General features: G+C 72.7%; 5 protein-coding genes. 1 reads left to right on the forward strand and 4 read right to left on the reverse strand.

Annotated features, from left to right (window positions below; genetic code table 11):
* Window positions 1-42: 42 nt before the first annotated feature.
* Window positions 43-1,158: an alpha/beta hydrolase-fold protein gene (locus tag AC3IX6_RS08375; protein WP_489369602.1), complete on the forward strand. Its 1,116-nt coding sequence runs from the start codon at window positions 43-45 to the stop codon at window positions 1,156-1,158.
* A gap of 84 nt (window positions 1,159-1,242) precedes the next feature.
* On the opposite strand, the gene AC3IX6_RS08380 is transcribed toward AC3IX6_RS08375, so the two are convergent.
* Genes AC3IX6_RS08380 through AC3IX6_RS08395 form a run of 4 tightly spaced genes read right to left on the reverse strand, consistent with a single transcriptional unit; the run spans window position 1,243 to window position 16,809 of the window.
* Window positions 1,243-2,946 (reverse strand): ABC transporter ATP-binding protein, encoded by a 1,704-nt coding sequence (locus AC3IX6_RS08380; protein ID WP_489369603.1) that lies wholly within the window; start codon window positions 2,944-2,946, stop codon window positions 1,243-1,245.
* Window positions 2,933-13,903: a non-ribosomal peptide synthetase gene (locus AC3IX6_RS08385; RefSeq protein WP_489369604.1), complete on the reverse strand. Its 10,971-nt coding sequence runs from the start codon at window positions 13,901-13,903 to the stop codon at window positions 2,933-2,935. Before AC3IX6_RS08385 ends, AC3IX6_RS08380 begins: the two co-directional genes overlap by 14 nt.
* Window positions 13,904-13,960: 57 nt before the next feature.
* Entirely contained in the window at window positions 13,961-15,748 is a 1,788-nt protein-coding gene (locus AC3IX6_RS08390; RefSeq protein WP_489369605.1) for an ABC transporter ATP-binding protein, read from the reverse strand.
* A 2-nt stretch (window positions 15,749-15,750) separates the two neighbouring features.
* Window positions 15,751-16,809: an iron-siderophore ABC transporter substrate-binding protein gene (locus tag AC3IX6_RS08395; protein ID WP_489369606.1), complete on the reverse strand. Its 1,059-nt coding sequence runs from the start codon at window positions 16,807-16,809 to the stop codon at window positions 15,751-15,753.
* Between the last annotated feature and the right edge of the window lie 48 nt (window positions 16,810-16,857).

A 16,857-nucleotide genomic window follows, 5' to 3' on the forward strand; every position in this document is an offset into this window, starting at 1 on the left:
TAGAGCTTAACGTTTCCCCTTCCCCCTCACAAGGAGGCACCGATGCGTGCACTCGAACGGATCCTGGCCGAGGACGGCTCGGAGAGCCCCTTCGCCGCGTTCGACCTGCCCGCCACGCCCGGCACCGATGAGTTCTGGGCGGCCGCGGCTCCCGCGTCCGCGCCTTCCGGCGACGGCGGTTGGGTCACCCTGTTCCTGTGGCGCGGCAGCCCGACGGTCATCGATTTCGAGAGCTGGTCGGATCCGGTGGCGCTGCTCCGGTGGCGCGACACGGACTGCTGGTACGCCGAGGTGCGCATGCCCGCACGGCTCCGAGTGACCTACCGGTTCCTCGCCGATGACGGATCGTCGTACCCCGATCCCCTCAACCCGGAACGGGCCGGCGGCGAACGGTCCGTCGTGGCCACCCCGGACGCTCCGCCCCAGCCGTACTGGCCGGCCGTGGGCGCGGACGACGTACTGCCCCTGCCGCGCACCCGGATCCGCTGGGCGAGCGAACGGCTCGGCGGGAAGCGCACCGTACGGGTCCACCCGGTGGGCGGCGGCGGACCGGTGGTCCTGCTGCTCGACGGGGACGACTGGCTCTACCTCCACCCGGCCATGACGGCCTTCGACGCGGCCTTCGACGCGGGCGAGATGCCCCCGGCCACGCTGGTGTTCCTGCCCACCAAGGACCGGCAGGCGGAGTTCGGCTGCAGGCCCGAACTGTGGGAGGCGGTACGGGACGAACTGCTGCCGCTGGTCGCGGACAGCGGGGTGCCCGCGGACCTCGGCCGCCTCGTGGTCGCCGGGCAGAGCCTCGCCGGTCTGAGCGCGATGTACGCGGCGCTCGAATTCCCGGAGCTCGTGTCCCGGGTCGCCTGCCAGTCGGGGTCGTTCTGGTGGACCCCGGAGGCCTCCGGCCTGCCGGACCCGCTGGGCGGTCCGCGCGGCGGCACCATCGCCGCACGGCTGCGCGAGAGCCCCGCCCCGTCCGGACTGCGGATCGCCTTCGACCTGGGCGAGCACGAGACGCGCATGCTCCCCCACTGCGAGCTGGTCGAGGCCCTGACGGAACAGGCCGGTGCGACCGTACGGGTGTCCCGGTCGGCATCGGGCCACGACCGGGCCGGCTGGCGGCAGGCCCTGCTCAGGGACGTCGCCTGGGCGCTGGCCTGACCGCCCGACGACACGGCAAGGGGGCCTGGTCGCCCGGCGATCCGCCGGGCGACCAGGCCCCCTTCCGTTCACCGGCTCACACGCTCAGCGCGTGACCGCCGCGCAGTACGCCGGGTCGTTGGCCAGCAAGTGACGGTGCGTCCCTTCGGCCGTGACCACCCCGTCGTCCAGGACGAGGACCCGGTCGGCCGCGTCCAGCAGGGCCGGGCTGCTGGTGATGACCACGGTGGTGCGGCCCCGGCGCAGCTCCGCGATCTTGCGGGCGACGAGCTGCTCGGTGACCGCGTCCACGGCCGTGGTCGGGTCCCGCAGCACCAGCACGTCGGAGTCCGCGGCCAGCGCCCGGGCCAGCGAGAGCCGCTGGCGCTGCCCGCCGGAGAGGTTCGAACCGCGGTCGCGGACCTCGTAGTCGAGTCCCTGGCGGTGCAGGGCGACGACATCGGTGAGCATGGACGCCTCGACGGCCTCGGGCACCGTCCGGCTGGTGCCCGACGGGTCGATGTTCGTACGGAGGGTTCCCGCGAAGATCTCCCCGTCGTACGGGTTGACCAGCATGAGTTCGCGGACCGCCTCGACCGACAGGTCCGCGAGGTCCTGCCCGCCGAGCCGCACCGTGCCGCCGTACGAGGCCGGCGGCACGTTCACCGCCAGGATCGAGGCGAGTTCGGCGGCCGCCCGCGGCTGGTAGACCGCGATCGCCGTGAACTGGCCCGCCGGGACGTGGAACTTCAGGCCCTGGAGGGACTCGTAGCGGACGCAGTCGATCTCCAGGTCCCCGCCGGGTGCCGGGCGGGCCGTCCCCAGGGCCGCCACCGGCGGGGCGGACAGCACCAGGGCCATCCGCTCCGCCGAAGCGCGCGCCATCATCACGTACTTGGGCATGTCCGAGAACAGCCGGAGCGGTTCCATGATGAACTGCGCCAGGCCCACGGCCATGACGAGCTCACCGATGCTGATCTGGCCGTCGAAGGCCAGCCAGCCGGCGGTCAGGGTCACCGAGGCCGCGAGGATCGCGTTCAGGCCCAGCGCGGTGCCCGTGTAGACGCCGTTCACCCGGGCGACCGTGATCGCCTGCTCCTTCGCCTCCGTGCTGACCTTCCGGTAGGACCGGAACGCCGCGTGGTTGCCGCCGAAGCCGTGCAGCGGGCGCAGGCCCGTGATCAGGTCGGCGACCTTCGCCCCCGCCCGCGCCACCCGGGCCTGCTGCTCCTGGGTGCTGCTGCCGATCCGCTTCGACATCACGCTGAGGGACGAGAGGATCAGCGCCGTTCCCACCATGACCAGCAGGCCGAGCCGCAGGTCCGCCAGGCTCAGCGCGACGGCCGCGACCAGCACGGCGACCGAGGAGCTGATCAGCATCGGCACGACCTCGACGATGTCGGCGGTCTGGTCGGCGTCCTCGGTGGCGATGGTGAGCACCTCGCCGGACTTGAGGTCCACGTCCCGGGCCACCGGCTGGAGGCCGCAGGACGCGACCCGCACCCTCCAGTGGTGGGCCTCGGTGGTGTTGGCCTTCTGCAGGATGCGCATCCCGTACCGCCACGACAGCGACACGGTCGTGATGATCACGGCGAGCGCGGCGATCGAGAGGGCGAGCGCCCCGAGGCTCCGCCCCTTCATCGTGTGGTCGACGATCAGGCCGAGCGCGATCGGGAAGGCCGTCTCGCCCGCCTGGTACAGGCCCATGAGGACGGTGCCCCAGACCATGGCGCCGACGTTGCGCCGTATGGCGGTCCGGAGGATGTCGGATCCCGCGCGGCGGGATCCCTGGACGTCAGGAGTTGTCATCAAGGTGCCGGGCAATCGCTTCGGGGGTTCGCAGGGTGAGCAGGTCACGGATGGTGATCGTGGGGCCGAATTCACGGCGCAGGAGTCCGACCAGGCGTACGGCCAGCATGGAGTGTCCGCCGAGGGACACGAAATCGCTCACGGCACTCACCTCGTCGTCGTCCAGGTCCAGGGCTTCGGCGAAGAACTCGCAGACCAGGACCTCGGTCTCGGTCTCCGGGCCGCGCTCGCCCGAAGTGGTCAGCGCACCCAGCGGCTTGGGCTCCGGCAGGGCCTTGGTGTCGGCCTTCCCGTTCACCGTGAGCGGGATGGCGTCGACCTGAGCGTAGTGCGTCGGGCGCAGGTAGTCGGGCAGTCCGGTGCCCACCTCGGCGGCGACCGCCGCCAGGTCGGAGCCGGCTCCCAGCACGAGGTACGCGGCCAGCCGGTAGGCGCCGTCGACCTGCGGGTCGGGCTGGGCGACCGCGGCGGTGAACCGTACCGCCGGGTGCGCGGCGAACGCGGCTTCCACCTCGCCCAGTTCGACGCGGTGGCCCCGGATCTTGACCTGCTGGTCGGTGCGGCCGAGGTACATCAGGTTCCCGTCCGGCCGGCGGACCACCAGGTCGCCGGTGCGGTACATGCGCTCGCCGGGCGCACCGAACGGCGAGGCGACGAACCGGTGCGCGGTCTGGGCCGGCTGGCCGAGGTACCCGCGGGCGATGCCGATGCCGGAGACGTAGAGCTCACCGGGAACCCCGTCCGGCAGCGGCCGCAGCCACGGGTCCAGGACGAACACCTCGGTGTTGTCGATGGCCACGCCCACCACCGGGTCCTGGCACTCGAAGGTGCCGACCCCCAGGGTGTTGATGGTGTATTCGGTGGGTCCGTACAGGTTGTAGCCGACCGTGCCCTCGGTCTCGGCGAGCCGCTGCCACAGCGTCGGGGTGACGGCCTCGCCGCCCAGGAGCACCAGCGCGGGGCGCCGGTCCGGGTTGTCGAGCAGGCCTTCGGCCGCCAGCTGCTGCGCGTAGGTCGGGGTCACGTTGATGACGTCGATCCCGTGCTCACGGCAGTAGTCGACCAGTCCGGGTGCGTCGCGGCGCAGTTCCTCGTCGCAGATGTGCACCTCGTGGCCGTCGGCGAGCCACAGGAGCTCTTCCCACGACATGTCGAAGGCGAAGGACACGGTGTGCGCGATCTTGAAGATCCGGTTGCCGTGCTCCGCCAGCACCGGTTCGAAGATCCGGCGCTGGTGGTTGATCAGCATGTTGGTGAGTCCGGCGTACTCGGTCACGACGCCCTTGGGCCTGCCCGTCGAACCGGAGGTGTAGATCGTGTACGCCGGGTACCGCAGCCGGTTCGGGTCGTCCGGTGCGAAGGTCACGAGCGGCTCGGCCTCAGGGAGGGGCCGGTCCAGTTCGATCAGGTCGCCGGGTCCGGTCGGGCCGCCGGTCAGCCGGGGCGAGACGGCGCTGACGGTGAGGATCACCGCGGGCCGGGCGTCCGCGACGATCGTCGCGATCCGCTCGTCCGGGTGGTCCAGCTCCAGCGGTACGTACGCGGCTCCGGTGCGCAGTACGGCGAACAGCGCGACGATCCAGTCCAGCGTGCGCGGGATCGCCAGGCCCACCGTCTTCTCCGGGCCGATGCCGCGTCCGGCGAGCACGCCCGCCAGCAGGCGGCTGCGGTCCCGCAGTTCGGCGAAGGTCATGCTCCGGCCCTGAGCGACGAGCGCGATCCGCCCGGGTGCGCAGTCCGCCGCCCGGTCGAATCGGTCGACCACCGTGTCGGTGCCGATGTCCGTGCGCTCGGCCGGGCCGGGCACCGGGCCGAGGCCGGGCAGCGCGCCCACCGGTCCGGTGGCGCGGGCCAGGTCCTGGAGCAGGCCGACGTAGTCGTCGAGGAGCCGGCGTGCGCTGACGGAGTCGCCGTGGCGGTGCTCCAGCTTGACCGTGAGCCGGTCGCCGGGGGTGACGACCCAGGTGAAGGGGTAGTGGGTGGAGTCGTCCGACTTCACCTCGGTGATGCCGTGGCGGGCGTTCATCTCGGCGAGCCCGTCCAGGTCCAGGAAGTTCTGGAGCACGAACAGGTTGTCGAAGAGGGTGTCGTGGCCGCTGGCCCGCTGGATCTCGCCGAGCCCCAGGTGCTCGTGCTCCATCGCGTCGACCCGGGCCGCCTGTACGGAGGCCAGGTACTCCCCGACCGTGTCCTCGGGCCGGGCCCGCGTCCACGTGGGCACGGTGTTGAGCAGCACGCCGACGATGTCGGACAGGCCCTCGCCGTCGCGGCCGGAGACGGTCACGCCGAACACGGCGTCGCTGCGGCCGGTGTGGGCGCCGAGGAGCAGGCCGAAGGCGCCGGTGAGGACCGCGTTCAGGGTGACTCCGTGCGCCCTGGCCGTCTCCCGCAGCAGCTGCGACTGTTCGGCGGTCAGGGTGTGCAGGAGCGCGGGCGGCAGGTCCTCGGAGAGGGCCGGCGCGGGTCCGGCGAGCAGCGTCGGGCCGGAGAGCCCGGTCAGGTGCTCGGCCCAGAACCGCTCCGAGACCGCCGGGTCCTTGGCGGCGAGCGACCGGGCGTGGTCCTCGAAGCCCGGTACGGCCGGGGCCGAGGACGGCTGTTCGCCCGCGAGCAGGGCCCGGTAGGCCTCGAACAGGTCGCGGAGCACGATCGCGCGGGACCAGCCGTCCCACAGCAGCAGGTGGTAGCTGAGGAGCAGGCCGTCGCGGCCGCCGGGCAGCCGGATCACGGTCAGTCGGATCAGCGGCGGCTCGGCCGGGTCGAAGCCGGTGTTGCGGTCGCGGACGCGCAGGGCTTCGACTTCCTCGTCGGTCGACAGCTCGACCGTGTGGACGCCGGCCCGGCGGCCCGCCTTGAGGACCTGGACCGGGTTGCCGTCGTCGTCGGTGGTGAAGCCGGCGCCGACGACGGGGTGGCGGGCCATGACCACGGCCATGGCCTCGGTCAGCGCCTCGGTGTCGAGGCGGTGGTCGAGGGCGAAGTAGCTCTGTGCGACGTAGTGTCCGGCCGTGCCCGCCAGCTGGGCCTGGAAGAACAGGCCCCGCTGGAGCGCGGTGACCGGCGCCGTGCGCTCGGCCGTCACGGAGGCTTCCGCGAGGGATTCCAGGGCGTGCAGCCAGTGCGCGGTGATCTCGTCGGGGATCTCCTCGGCGAGGGTGAAGGTCGCGTGCAGGCTGCCGGTGGCCGCGTCGGTCCAGGCGTTGACCTCGACGGCGTACGGGCTGCCCTGGTCGCCGCCGGTGATGTGCAGGGCCTGGGACTCGCTGCCCCGGCCGAGGTAGTTGAAGAGCACCTGCGGGCGGGCGGTCAGCAGCGGGGCCGTCTGCGGGTTGAGGTAGCGCAGCCGGCCGTAGGCCAGGTGACCGGACTCGTCGGGCTGGCGCGCCGCGAGCTCGCGGGCCGCCGCGACGGGGTCGGTGTGCGCGGTGAGCCGGACGGGCGCGATGGCGGTGAACCAGCCGACCGTGCGGGTGTAGTCGTGGTGCTCCTCCACGGCCACCCGGCCGTGCCGCTCCAGCTCGATCGCGAGATCGGTGGGCGCCGGCTGGATCCGCGTCAGGGCGGTGCGCAGGGCGCCGCACAACAGCTCGGTGAGGGCGACGCCGAGCGCCGCGGGGGCGGTGCGCGTCACCCGGTCGCTGGCCTCGGGGCCGAGGACCACGGTGGTGTCGCGCAGCGCGCCGGAGGCGGGCAGCAGGGCGGGAGCCCGGAGGGTGTCGACCCAGTGCCCGAGGTCGTCGGCGCCGGCGGCGGACCGCAGGGTCAGCGCGTCGGCGTACTCGGCGTAGGAGGTGGTCCCCGGTGCGAGGGTCTCCCCGCGCAGGGCGGCGGCCAGGTCGTCCAGCAGGATCAGCCAGGACACGGAGTCGACCGCGAGGTGGTGCACGGTGACCACCAGGGTGCCGGTCTCCGCGAGCCAGGTGAAGGCGGTGACCTCCCCGGTCTCGGGGTCGAGCCGGCCGGCGGCCTCGTTGGCGGCGGCCGTGGCGTCGGCCGTGTCCGCGCGGACGACGGTCGCCCCGCGGGCGGGTTCGGTGCGCAGGGTCCACACGCCGTGCTCGGCGTTCAGGCGCATCCGCAGGGCCGGGTGGGCGGCCAGTACGGCACTCGCGGCGCGCTCGATGTCGGCGAACGCGGTGCCTTCGCCGACCTCGATGGTCCGGGCCTGGGCGAACCGGGCGAGGGAGCCGCCCAGTTCGCGCTGGCGCAGGATGATCGGCGTGGGCGCCAGCGGGCCGTCCTCGCGGCGCGCGGGCGCCGGAGCGGGGGCCTGGGTCTGCGGTGCACGCGTGCCCAGGAGCTCGGCGAGGGCGCGCGGCGTCTTCAGGAGGAACACGTCGCGGGGGGCGATCGGCAGGCCGAGCGCCCGGGCGCGGTTGACCACGGTGATGGCGATGATGCTGTCGCCGCCCGCGCCGAAGAAGTCGGTGTCCGCGTCGGCGGCCGGGTGGGACAGGGTGTCGGCGAAGATGCCGATCAGGGAGGCGAGCTGCGCACCGCTGTCCGCGCCGCCGGCCACCGGGGTGTCGTCCTGCGCGGCCCGCTCGATGAGGGCCTTGCGGTCCAGCTTGCCGTTGACGGTCAGCGGCAGGGCGTCCACGGTCAGGACCCGGCCCGGCACCATGTGCACGGGCAGCTTCTCGGCCAGGAGGGCGGAGAGCTCTCCGGGGACCCGGCCCACGACGTGTGCGACCAGGTGGTCGCCGCTGTCGGCCACGGTGACGGCCACGTCGACCACGCCGTCGAGGTCCCGCAGCGCGGACTCGACCTCGCCGAGCTCGATGCGGAAGCCCTTGAGCTGGACCTGGTCGTCGGCGCGGCCGGTGAACTCCAGCTCCCCGTCGAGGGTGCGGACGGCCAGGTCGCCCGTGTGGTACATCCGGGAGCCGTCGTCCGCGAACGGGTTCGCCACGAACCGGCCCGCGGTGAGGCCCGGCCGGCCGAGGTAACCGAGGGACACCTGGTCACCGGCCACGTAGATGGCGCCCACCTGACCCGGCGGCACCGGCCGGAGCCGGTCGTCGAGGAGGTAGGTGACCAGGCCCGGGATGGGGCCGCCGATGGGGCTCACGTCGTCGGCGGAGGCGAAGTCCGCGTCGGTCAGCACCCGGTGGGTCACGTGGACGGTCGTCTCGGTGATCCCGTACATGTTGACGAGCTCGGGCGAGGCGGCGCCGTGCCGCTCGACCCAGCCGCGCAGCCGTCCGAGGTCCAGTGCCTCGCCGCCGAAGATCACGCGGCGCAGGGCGGGGAGCGGCTCGGCGGCGTGCCGGTCGGCCTCGACGAACTGGTAGAAGGCCGAGGGCGTCTGGTTGAGCACGGTCACTCCGCGCTCACGGACCAGCCGGTGGAAGTCGACCGGGGAGCGGGTCAGGCCGTAGTCGGGGACGAGCAGCTCGCCGCCGTGCGCCAGGGCGCCCCACAGCTCCCAGACGGCGAAGTCGAAGGAGTAGGAGTGGAACTGGACCCAGACGTCGTCCGGGCCGAAGCCCATGTCCGGCTGGGTGTTGGCGAGCAGCGCGACCACGCTGGAGTGCGGGACGACGACGCCCTTGGGCCTGCCGGTCGAACCGGAGGTGTAGATCACGTACGCGGGGTCGTGCCAGCTGACCCCGTCCGCCGGGGCCGCGGCATCGGCATCGGCATCGGCATCGGCATCGTCCTCCCGCGGCAGTTCGTCGCCCTGTACGAGGACCCGGGCGGCGACTCCCGCCCGCTCCAGCAGGGCGGTGAAGCGTTCGCGCTGACCGGGGTCCACGAGGACGGCCTGCGGGGCGGCGTCGCCGAGGACGTACTCCAGCCGGTCGTCGGGGTAGGCCATGTCGAGCGGGACGTACGCGCCGCCCGCGCTGACGATCGCGACCAGGGCGACGACCTGCTCGATGGTGCGCGGGACGGCCACGGCCACGCGCCGGCCCGGCCGGACCCCGGCCGCGCGCAGGGCGGCGGCCAGTTCGTTCTTCGCGGCGGCGAGTTCGCCGTAGGTCAGGGAGCGGGTGGTGCCGTCGAGCGCGCACTGGGTGACGGCGGTGGCCGCAGGGTCCCGGTCCGCCGCGGCGTCGAAGAGGGCGCCGAGGGTGGTCGGGGTGATCCGTTCGGGGCTCCTGCCGCCCCCGGGCGCCAGGTCGCCGACGGGGGCGTCGGGCCGGGTGAGCAGGCCGGTGAGGGTGTGCGTGAACCGGTTCAGGATGTCCCGGGCGCTGCTCTCGCGGAGCAGCGCGCCGTCGTAGATCAGGTTGAAGCGCGGGCGCCCGTCGAGGGCCCGCTCCACGACCAGGGTCAGCGGGTAGTGCGGGGCTCCCTCGTTGACGAGGCCGGTGACGGCGAGGGTGTCGCCGGTGCGGCGCAGGGCGGCCACGTCGGTGGCCACGTCGAACACCACGAGGGTGTCGAAGAGGGAGCCGACGCCGGCCAGCCGGCCGATCCGGGCCAGCGAGACGTGCTGGTGCGGCAGGACCGCGCCCTGGTGCTCGCGCACCGAGGCGAGCAGTTCGCGCGCCGTGGTGCCGGCGGCCCACCGGGCCCGCAGCGGGACGGTGTTGATGAACAGGCCGACCATGTCCTCGATGCCGGGGACGTCCGCGTCACGGCCGGAGACGGTGGATCCGAAGACCACGTCGTCGGAGTGCAGGATGCCGCCCAGGGTCACCGCCCAGGCGCTGTGCACGGCCACGCTCAGCGGTACGCCGGCCGACCGGACCGCGGCGTCCAAGTCGATGTACTGACCCGACTCCACGGAGGTGTCGGCGAACCGGTCCGACGGGGTGTGCTCCCTGGCCACCAGCGAGGGGCCCGGCAGCTCGGCGAGTTCGGCGCCCCAAACGCGGTCGCTCTCGTCGGCGTCGCGCTCCGCGAGCCAGCCGACGTAGTCGGGGAAGCCGCTCAGCGGGTAGGTGCTGCCGGGCGCGTGGTATTCGGCGAGCAGCGCGCGGAGCATCGGGGGCACCGACCAGCCGTCGGCGATGATGTGGTGGACGGTCTGCACGAGGACGTCGCGGCCGGATTCCGGGTCGCGGACCAGCGTGAACCGCATCAGCGGGCCGGTGGCCAGGTCGAATCCGGCGCGGCGGTCCCGTTCGGCGAGTGCGTGCAGTTCCGCCTCGGTGATGCCGGGCCGCTCCAGGGTGGTGAAGGGCGCCTCGGCGCCGCTCTCCAGTACGGAGACCACGCGGCCGTCGGCGAGGGCCGTGAACCGGGCGGCCAGGTTCGGGTACAGGGTGAGCAGCCGGGTGGCCGCGGCCCGGAGGCGGGCCGGGTCGAGCTCGCCCTCCAGCGTCAGCAGCTGCTGTTCGACGTAGCTGCCCGCGGAGTCGTCGTCGAAGACCGAGTGGAAGTACAGGCCTTCCTGGAGCGGGGTCAGCGGGAGGACGGCGCGCAGCTCGGGTCCGTCCAGGGCGTCGACGTCGGCCTGGGTCAGCCGTACCAGCGGGAAGTCGCTGGGCGAGTGGCCGCCCTCGTCGAGCGCGGCCAGGGCGGTGAGGGCCGCCTGGAAGTATCCGCCGATCGCCTCGATGTCCTCGTCGGTGAACATCCCGTCGGGCCAGGAGACGGTGGTGACGAGTTCGTACGCGCCGCCGGTGGAGGGTTCGGCGATCGCGTTGAACTCCAGGGCGCGCGGCAGGCGCATCCTCGGGTCGCGCTTCTCGCCGAGCTGCCCGGTGGTGCCGGAGAGCTGCCAGTCCCCCGCCGCGCCCGCGTCGAAGCGGCCCAGGTAGTTGAAGAGGACCTGGGGTGCCGGGGCCGTGAAGGGGGTGTCGGACAGGTAGCGCAGGGCGCCGTAGGAGACGCCGTTGCTCGGTACGCGGGCGAGGTCTTCCTTGACGGCCTTGAGCGCGGCGGCCAGGTACCGGGGGTCGGTGAAGTCGCCGGTCGTGCCGGGGTCCACGGTCACCGGGAACAGCGTCGTGAACCAGCCGACGGTCCGCGACAGTTCGGGCTCCATGCCGGCGGCGCCCGCCACGTGGCGGCCTTCGCGGCCGTGGCCCTCCAGCTCGACGTGCGCGAAGGTCTGCTCCTGGCCGCGGCCCTGGCGCCACCGGGCGAGGCTGACGGCGAGCGCGGTCAGCAGGACGTCGTTGACGCCCGCGTGGAACTTCGCGGGGACCTCGCCGAGCAGCGCGGCCGTGGCCTCGGAGCCGACGGTGAAGATCCGGTGCCGCTCCCGCTCGACGGTGTCCGCTTCGGACGGGGCCCGTCGGCCCAGCGGGGCGTCGGGGCCCGGCAGGGGGCGCTCGAAGTGGGCGCGGTCCGCGTCGAAGTCCGCGCCGCCCAGGAGCTGGGTCCAGCGGCGGAACGAGGTGCCCACCGGGGGCAGTTCGATCTGCGTGCCCGCGGAGAACTGGCGCCACGCCGTGGCCAGGTCCTCCATCAGCACCCGCCAGGACACGCCGTCGACCACCACGTGGTGGGCGACCAGGACCAGCTGGCGGGCCTCGCGGCGCCAGACGGCCCGCAGCATCACGCCGCCGTCCGGGTCCAGTCCTTCGGTTGCGAGGGCCACGCACGCGTCGAGCGGCCCGTCGCTCTCCTGCCAGTCGGCCGCGGCCGCGCCGGCCTCCGGGATGTCGAAGCTCCAGCGGTCCCCGCGGACGAGCCGGGCGCGCAGCATGTCGTGCCGGGTGACGACGGAGTCGAGGATCGGGCCGAGGGCGTCGGCGGTGAGCTCGGCCGGGGTGTTCAGTACGACGGCCTGGACGAATCCGTCGATCGCGTCCGTGGTACGGCCCAGCCACTGGACGATGGGCGATCCCGGTACGGGACCGGTCGCGACGTCGGCGTGGTCCACCCGGGCCACGTCCTCGCGGCCGGCGACCGCCGCCAGGGCGCCCAGGACGCTGTTGGCGAAGATCTGGCCCGCGGTGACGTAGAGGCCCGCTTCGCGCAGGGCGCTCAGCAGCGAGATGGCGAGGATGCTGTCTCCGCCGAGCTGGAAGAAGTCCTGGTCTACGCCGACCTCCTCCAGCCGCAGCACGGAGGCGACGGCCGCGCACACGGCGCGCTCGTCGTCGGTGGAAGGCCGGATGAACGCCCCGGTCACGATCTCGGGTTCGGGCAGGGCGCGCCGGTCGAGCTTGCCGTTCGCGGTGAGCGGGAACTCGGTCATCACGACGATGTGGGCGGGCACCATGTACTCGACCATGTGCGCGGTGGCCCAGGCCTTGACCTCGTCGGCCCGCAGGTCCGTGGCTCCGGCGGCCGGGATGACGTACCCGACCAGGTAGGTGCCGCCCGCGCTGTTCTTCTTCGCGATGACGCAGGTGTGCCGGACCGAGGGGTGCTCGGCGAGGCCGACCTCCACGTCCTCCAGTTCGAGGCGCATGCCGCGGATCTTGATCTGGTTGTCGGCGCGGCCGAGGAAGTCCAGCGACCCGTCGGGGGCGAACCGGGCGAGGTCACCGGTGCGGTAGAGGCGGGAGCCGTCGGCGGCGAAGGGGTTCGCCACGAACCGGGACGCGGTCAGTCCGGGCGCGTTCACGTAGCCGCGGCCCAGGAGGAAGCCGCCGACGTAGAGCTCGCCGCCGACACCGACGGGGACGGGGCGCAGTTCGTCGTCGAGGACGTACAGCTGGGTGTTGGGGTTGGCCTTGCCGATCGAGGTCGACAGGCGCTCGGCCTCGCCGCGGTAGATGACGTGGGAGACGCCGATGGTCGTCTCGGCCGGGCCGTAGCCGTGGTACATGGGGATGTCGAGCCGGGTGCGGAACCGCTCGTACAGCTCGGGGGTGAGCACCTCGCCGCCGCACCACACGTGGCGCATGCTGTCGAGGCGGTCGGAGTCGCCGGCGATCTCCAGCAGGACGTCCAGCATGGAGGAGACGAGGTAGGTGAAGGTGACGCGGTGTTCGGCGATGACGCCGAGCAGGTGGTGCGGGTCGCGTTCGCCGCCGGGCCGCAGGACGACGAGGCGGCCGCCGCACACCAGCGGGAGGAAGATCTCGTTGATGGATATGTCGAAGGACAGCGGCGCCTTGAACAGCGAGGCGTCGTCGTGTCCGAAGCCCAGGATCTCGTTGACCTGCCACAGCAGGCGTTCGCTGATCGCCTCGTGGCGGATCATCGCGCCCTTGGGGCGGCCGGTGGAGCCGGACGTGAAGATCACGTAGGCCAGGGCGTTGCCGTGCGGGGTGATCCCGGTGTCCCCGGCGGGCTGGTCGGCGTACCGCCAGTCGTCGAGGTCGACGACGACGGCGGCCGGTTCCGCGGGGTCGTGCTCGCCGGAGCCGGCCAGCTGCACCACGACCCGCGCGTCGTCGATGACGACGGCGCGGCGCGCGGCGGGCCACTGCGGGTCGAGCGGGACGAAGGCGCAGCCGGCCTGGAGTACGCCGAGGAGGCCGATCACCATGTCGGCGGAGCGGCCCAGCGAGATGCCCACGACCTGCTCGGAGCCGAGTCCGCGTCCGATCAGGTGGTGGGCCAGCTGCGCGGACAGCTCCGCCGCCTGGCGGTAGGTCAGCGAGCGGTGTTCGTCGATGACGGCGACCGCGTCCGGCCGCAGGCGGGCCTGCTCGCGGAACATCTCCACGATGGTCGGCCGGACGCGGTCCGCCCCGTTGTCGTTCCACTGGGCGAGGGTGCTGAGCCGCTCCGCCACGCCGGTCGGGCTGATGGTGCCGAGGGGCCGGTCCGGGAACTCCGCCAGGTCGTCCAGCGCGAGCTGGGCGTCGGACCGGGGGACGCTCGCGGGGACCGCGATGGCCCAGCCGTCCGGGGCCGCTTCGCCGGTCTCCCAACCGCTGGGCGCCGTACCGCCGTTGTCGACCCATCCCAGGACGTCCGCGAAGAGCGTGCCGGGGGTCAGGTCGATACCGTCGGGGCTGACGCCCGTCGCCCAGTACGACAGTCCGATGGCACAGGCCTCGGCGATGGTCCGGTCGGAGTATCCGCCGGCACGCCGGCGCACGTCTGCCAGGCGCGTAGGAGAGATCAGCACGAGACGAGCGCTCGGTTCCATCATTGAAGACTCAACACCCTTCCAAGGTACGAAGGCTAGCCTAACCTAAATTAGGGTGGCCTAACTAGCGTCTCTCCAGGCCCGCCAGAGTCGCGCGTAGCGGCCACCCAGGGCCACCAACTCCTCGTGCGTGCCCTGCTCCACGACGCGTCCCGCATCCAGCACGGCGATCCGGTCGGCGGCCACCGCCTGGGTCAGCCGGTGGGCCACGAACAGCGTGGTCCGCCCGGCGCAGGCCGCCAGTACGGCCCGCTCCAGCTCGGCGGCGCCCTCGCTGCCCGCCTCCGCGGTCGACTCGTCGAGCACCACCACGGGAGCCCGGCCGAGCACCAGCCGGGCCAGGGCGACTTGGGCGACCTTCGTGCCGTCCAGCCGGGCACCGCCCTCGCCGACCGCGGTGTGCAGACCCTCGGGCAGCGCATCGACCCACTCGGCCGCCCCTACGGTGCCCAGCGCGGCCAGCAGTTCGGCGTCGGTCGCCTCCGGCGCGGCCAGTCGCAGGTCGTCGGCGAGCGGCCCGGAGAACACGTGCGTCTCCTGGGTCAGGATGCTCACCAGCGCCCTCGCCGCGGCCTCGTCCAGATCGGCGAGGTCGGTCGACCCGATCCGCACCGAACCGGCCTCCGGGGTCCCGATGCCGGCGATGAGCGCGGCCAGGGTCGTCTTGCCGGCGCCCGTCGCGCCCACCAGGGCCAGTGAGCCGCCCGCCGGGATCGTCAGGCTGACATCGCTCAGCACCGGCTCCTCGGCTCCGGGGTAACGGAACGTCAGCCCCTTCACCGTCACCGGGTACCGCCCCTCGCCCGCCGGCGCGGCGCTCGCATCGCCCACCAGGCGGTCCTCCGTGGACTCCGCCAGCACCCCGACGAGCCGGGTCAGGCTCGCGCCCGACTTCTGGGCCTCGTCGAAGGTGAACATGATCGCGCCCAGCGGGGTGAACAGGCGGTGGAACACCAGGGGCGCCGCCGCCACTTCGCCGAGGGTCGCCGAGCCGGTCTCCAGCAGGGCGTAGCCCACCACGAGGATCAGGACCAGGCCGATGAACTCCGCCCGGTTCTCCCGGCCGACGAACCGGCCGAAGAAGTGGAACACCTCGATGCCGAGGTCCCGCACCCGCCTCGAATCGTCGGAGACCTTCTCGCGGAAGGCCTCCTCCAGGCGGTGCGCCCGTACCGTCTCGATGCCGTTCAGGCCGCTGATCAGCGCTTGCGCGCGCTCGGCCTGGGCCACCGCGCGCTTGCGGTAGAGCGGGGCGGACCGGGGCAGGTACCAGCGCAGGGCCAGCGCGTAGGCCGGCAGCGCACAGGCGCCGGCGAGGCCGAGCCGCCAGTCGAGGCCGAACATGCCGACCGTGGCGATGGCCACCAGGACCCCGGCGGAGAACACCGTGGGGATGGCCGAGCGGATGCCCTTGGACAGGACGGCGACGTCGTCGCCGACCCGGGAGAGCACGTCTCCGCGGCCCACCTGCTCGACCCGGGCGCTGGGCATGCCCAGCACGGACCGTACGGCGCCTTCGCGCAAGTGCGCGAGCAGATCGGCGCCGAGCCGCCCGATCAGGTAGGCGGACAGGGCGGTGGCCGCCGCGCCGAGCAGCGCGGCGGCCACCATCCACACCCCGATCGTGACCAGGATCGAACGCGGTTCGCCCCCGGTCACCCCGTCGACCACCCGGCCGAGCAGCAGGACGGGGAGCATCTGGAGAGCCGCCCCGGCGACCGTGCTGAGTACGGCGCCGGACGTCAGCCAGGGCATCGTGCGGCAGTTCGCCGCGACCCATCGGGCTGCTTCACGCCCGGTCGTCGTACGCAGGGTTGCCGGGGCGACCCGAATGTCCGTGGTGCTCACACCTAGCCGACCGACTTGACGAGCTCGTCGATGGCGAACGGCAGGGCGGGCAGGGTGGCCTGGGACATGGCGGCACCGGCGGCCGGGCCCTCGCTGTCGAGCAGGTAGGACACCTTGTTGTTCTTGACGACCTTCAGGTTCGCGAAGAGCTCGGACTTCTTCATCGCGTCCGTGTCGGCCTTGTCGTTGATGACGAAGACGCGGTCGACGTCGATGAGGTCCATGCGCTCCGGGGACAGGGCGAAGGAGAACTTGCCGTCCGAGATCTTGTCGATCTCGGTCTGGCCCTTGAAGCCCATGCCGGTCAGCAGCTGGCCGCGCACGTCGGTGGTGGTGAAGGGGTTGACCGCGTCCTTGTACCAGGACACCGCGACGGCCGTCTGGGTGGCGAACTCGGGGTGCGCCTTCTTGACCGCGGCGAGCTTGTCCTGGATGCCCTGGATCATCGCCTTGCCCTCGGCCTCCTTGCCGACCGCCTTGGAGATCTGGAGGGCGTTGTCCGACCACGGAGCGCTGAAGGGCTCCTTCTCGGCCTTGGTGCGGCCGACGGTCGGGGCGATCTTCGAGAGCTTGTCGTAGGCGGCCTGGTCGACCTCGGAGTACACCGCGATGATCAGGTCGGGGCGCAGGGCCGCGATCTTCTCGAAGTTGGGGCCGGCGTCACCGTTGCTCATGATGACCTCGGGCTTGGTCTCGCCCCACTTGTCCTTCACCCAGGGCCACTGGGTGTTGATGTCGGGGCTCTGACCGGCCGGGTTCGGGTACTGGTCGGTCATGCCGACCGGCTTGATGCCGAACGCGAGGACGGTCTGGTCGTCGGTGTAGCCGACGGTGACGACCCGCTGCGGGGCCTTCTTGACCTCGGTGGAGCCGAAGAAGTGCTCGACGGTGACCGGGAACGCACCGGTGGCGGCCGGGGCGCCCGCGCTGTCGTCCTTCTTGTCCTTGTCGGCCGACTCGGAACCGCAACCGGCGAGGAGTCCTACACCGAGGGCCGCGGCGGACACGGTTGCCGCCAGCTGCCGCCAGGGCTTCATTCGTGTCGTTCGGTCGAGGAGCATGCGGGATCCCTTGCTTTCGTGCTGTCCACTGCGGCCCCACTTAGGGCA

This window comes from Streptomyces sp. GL_141 (genome assembly GCF_057834385.1).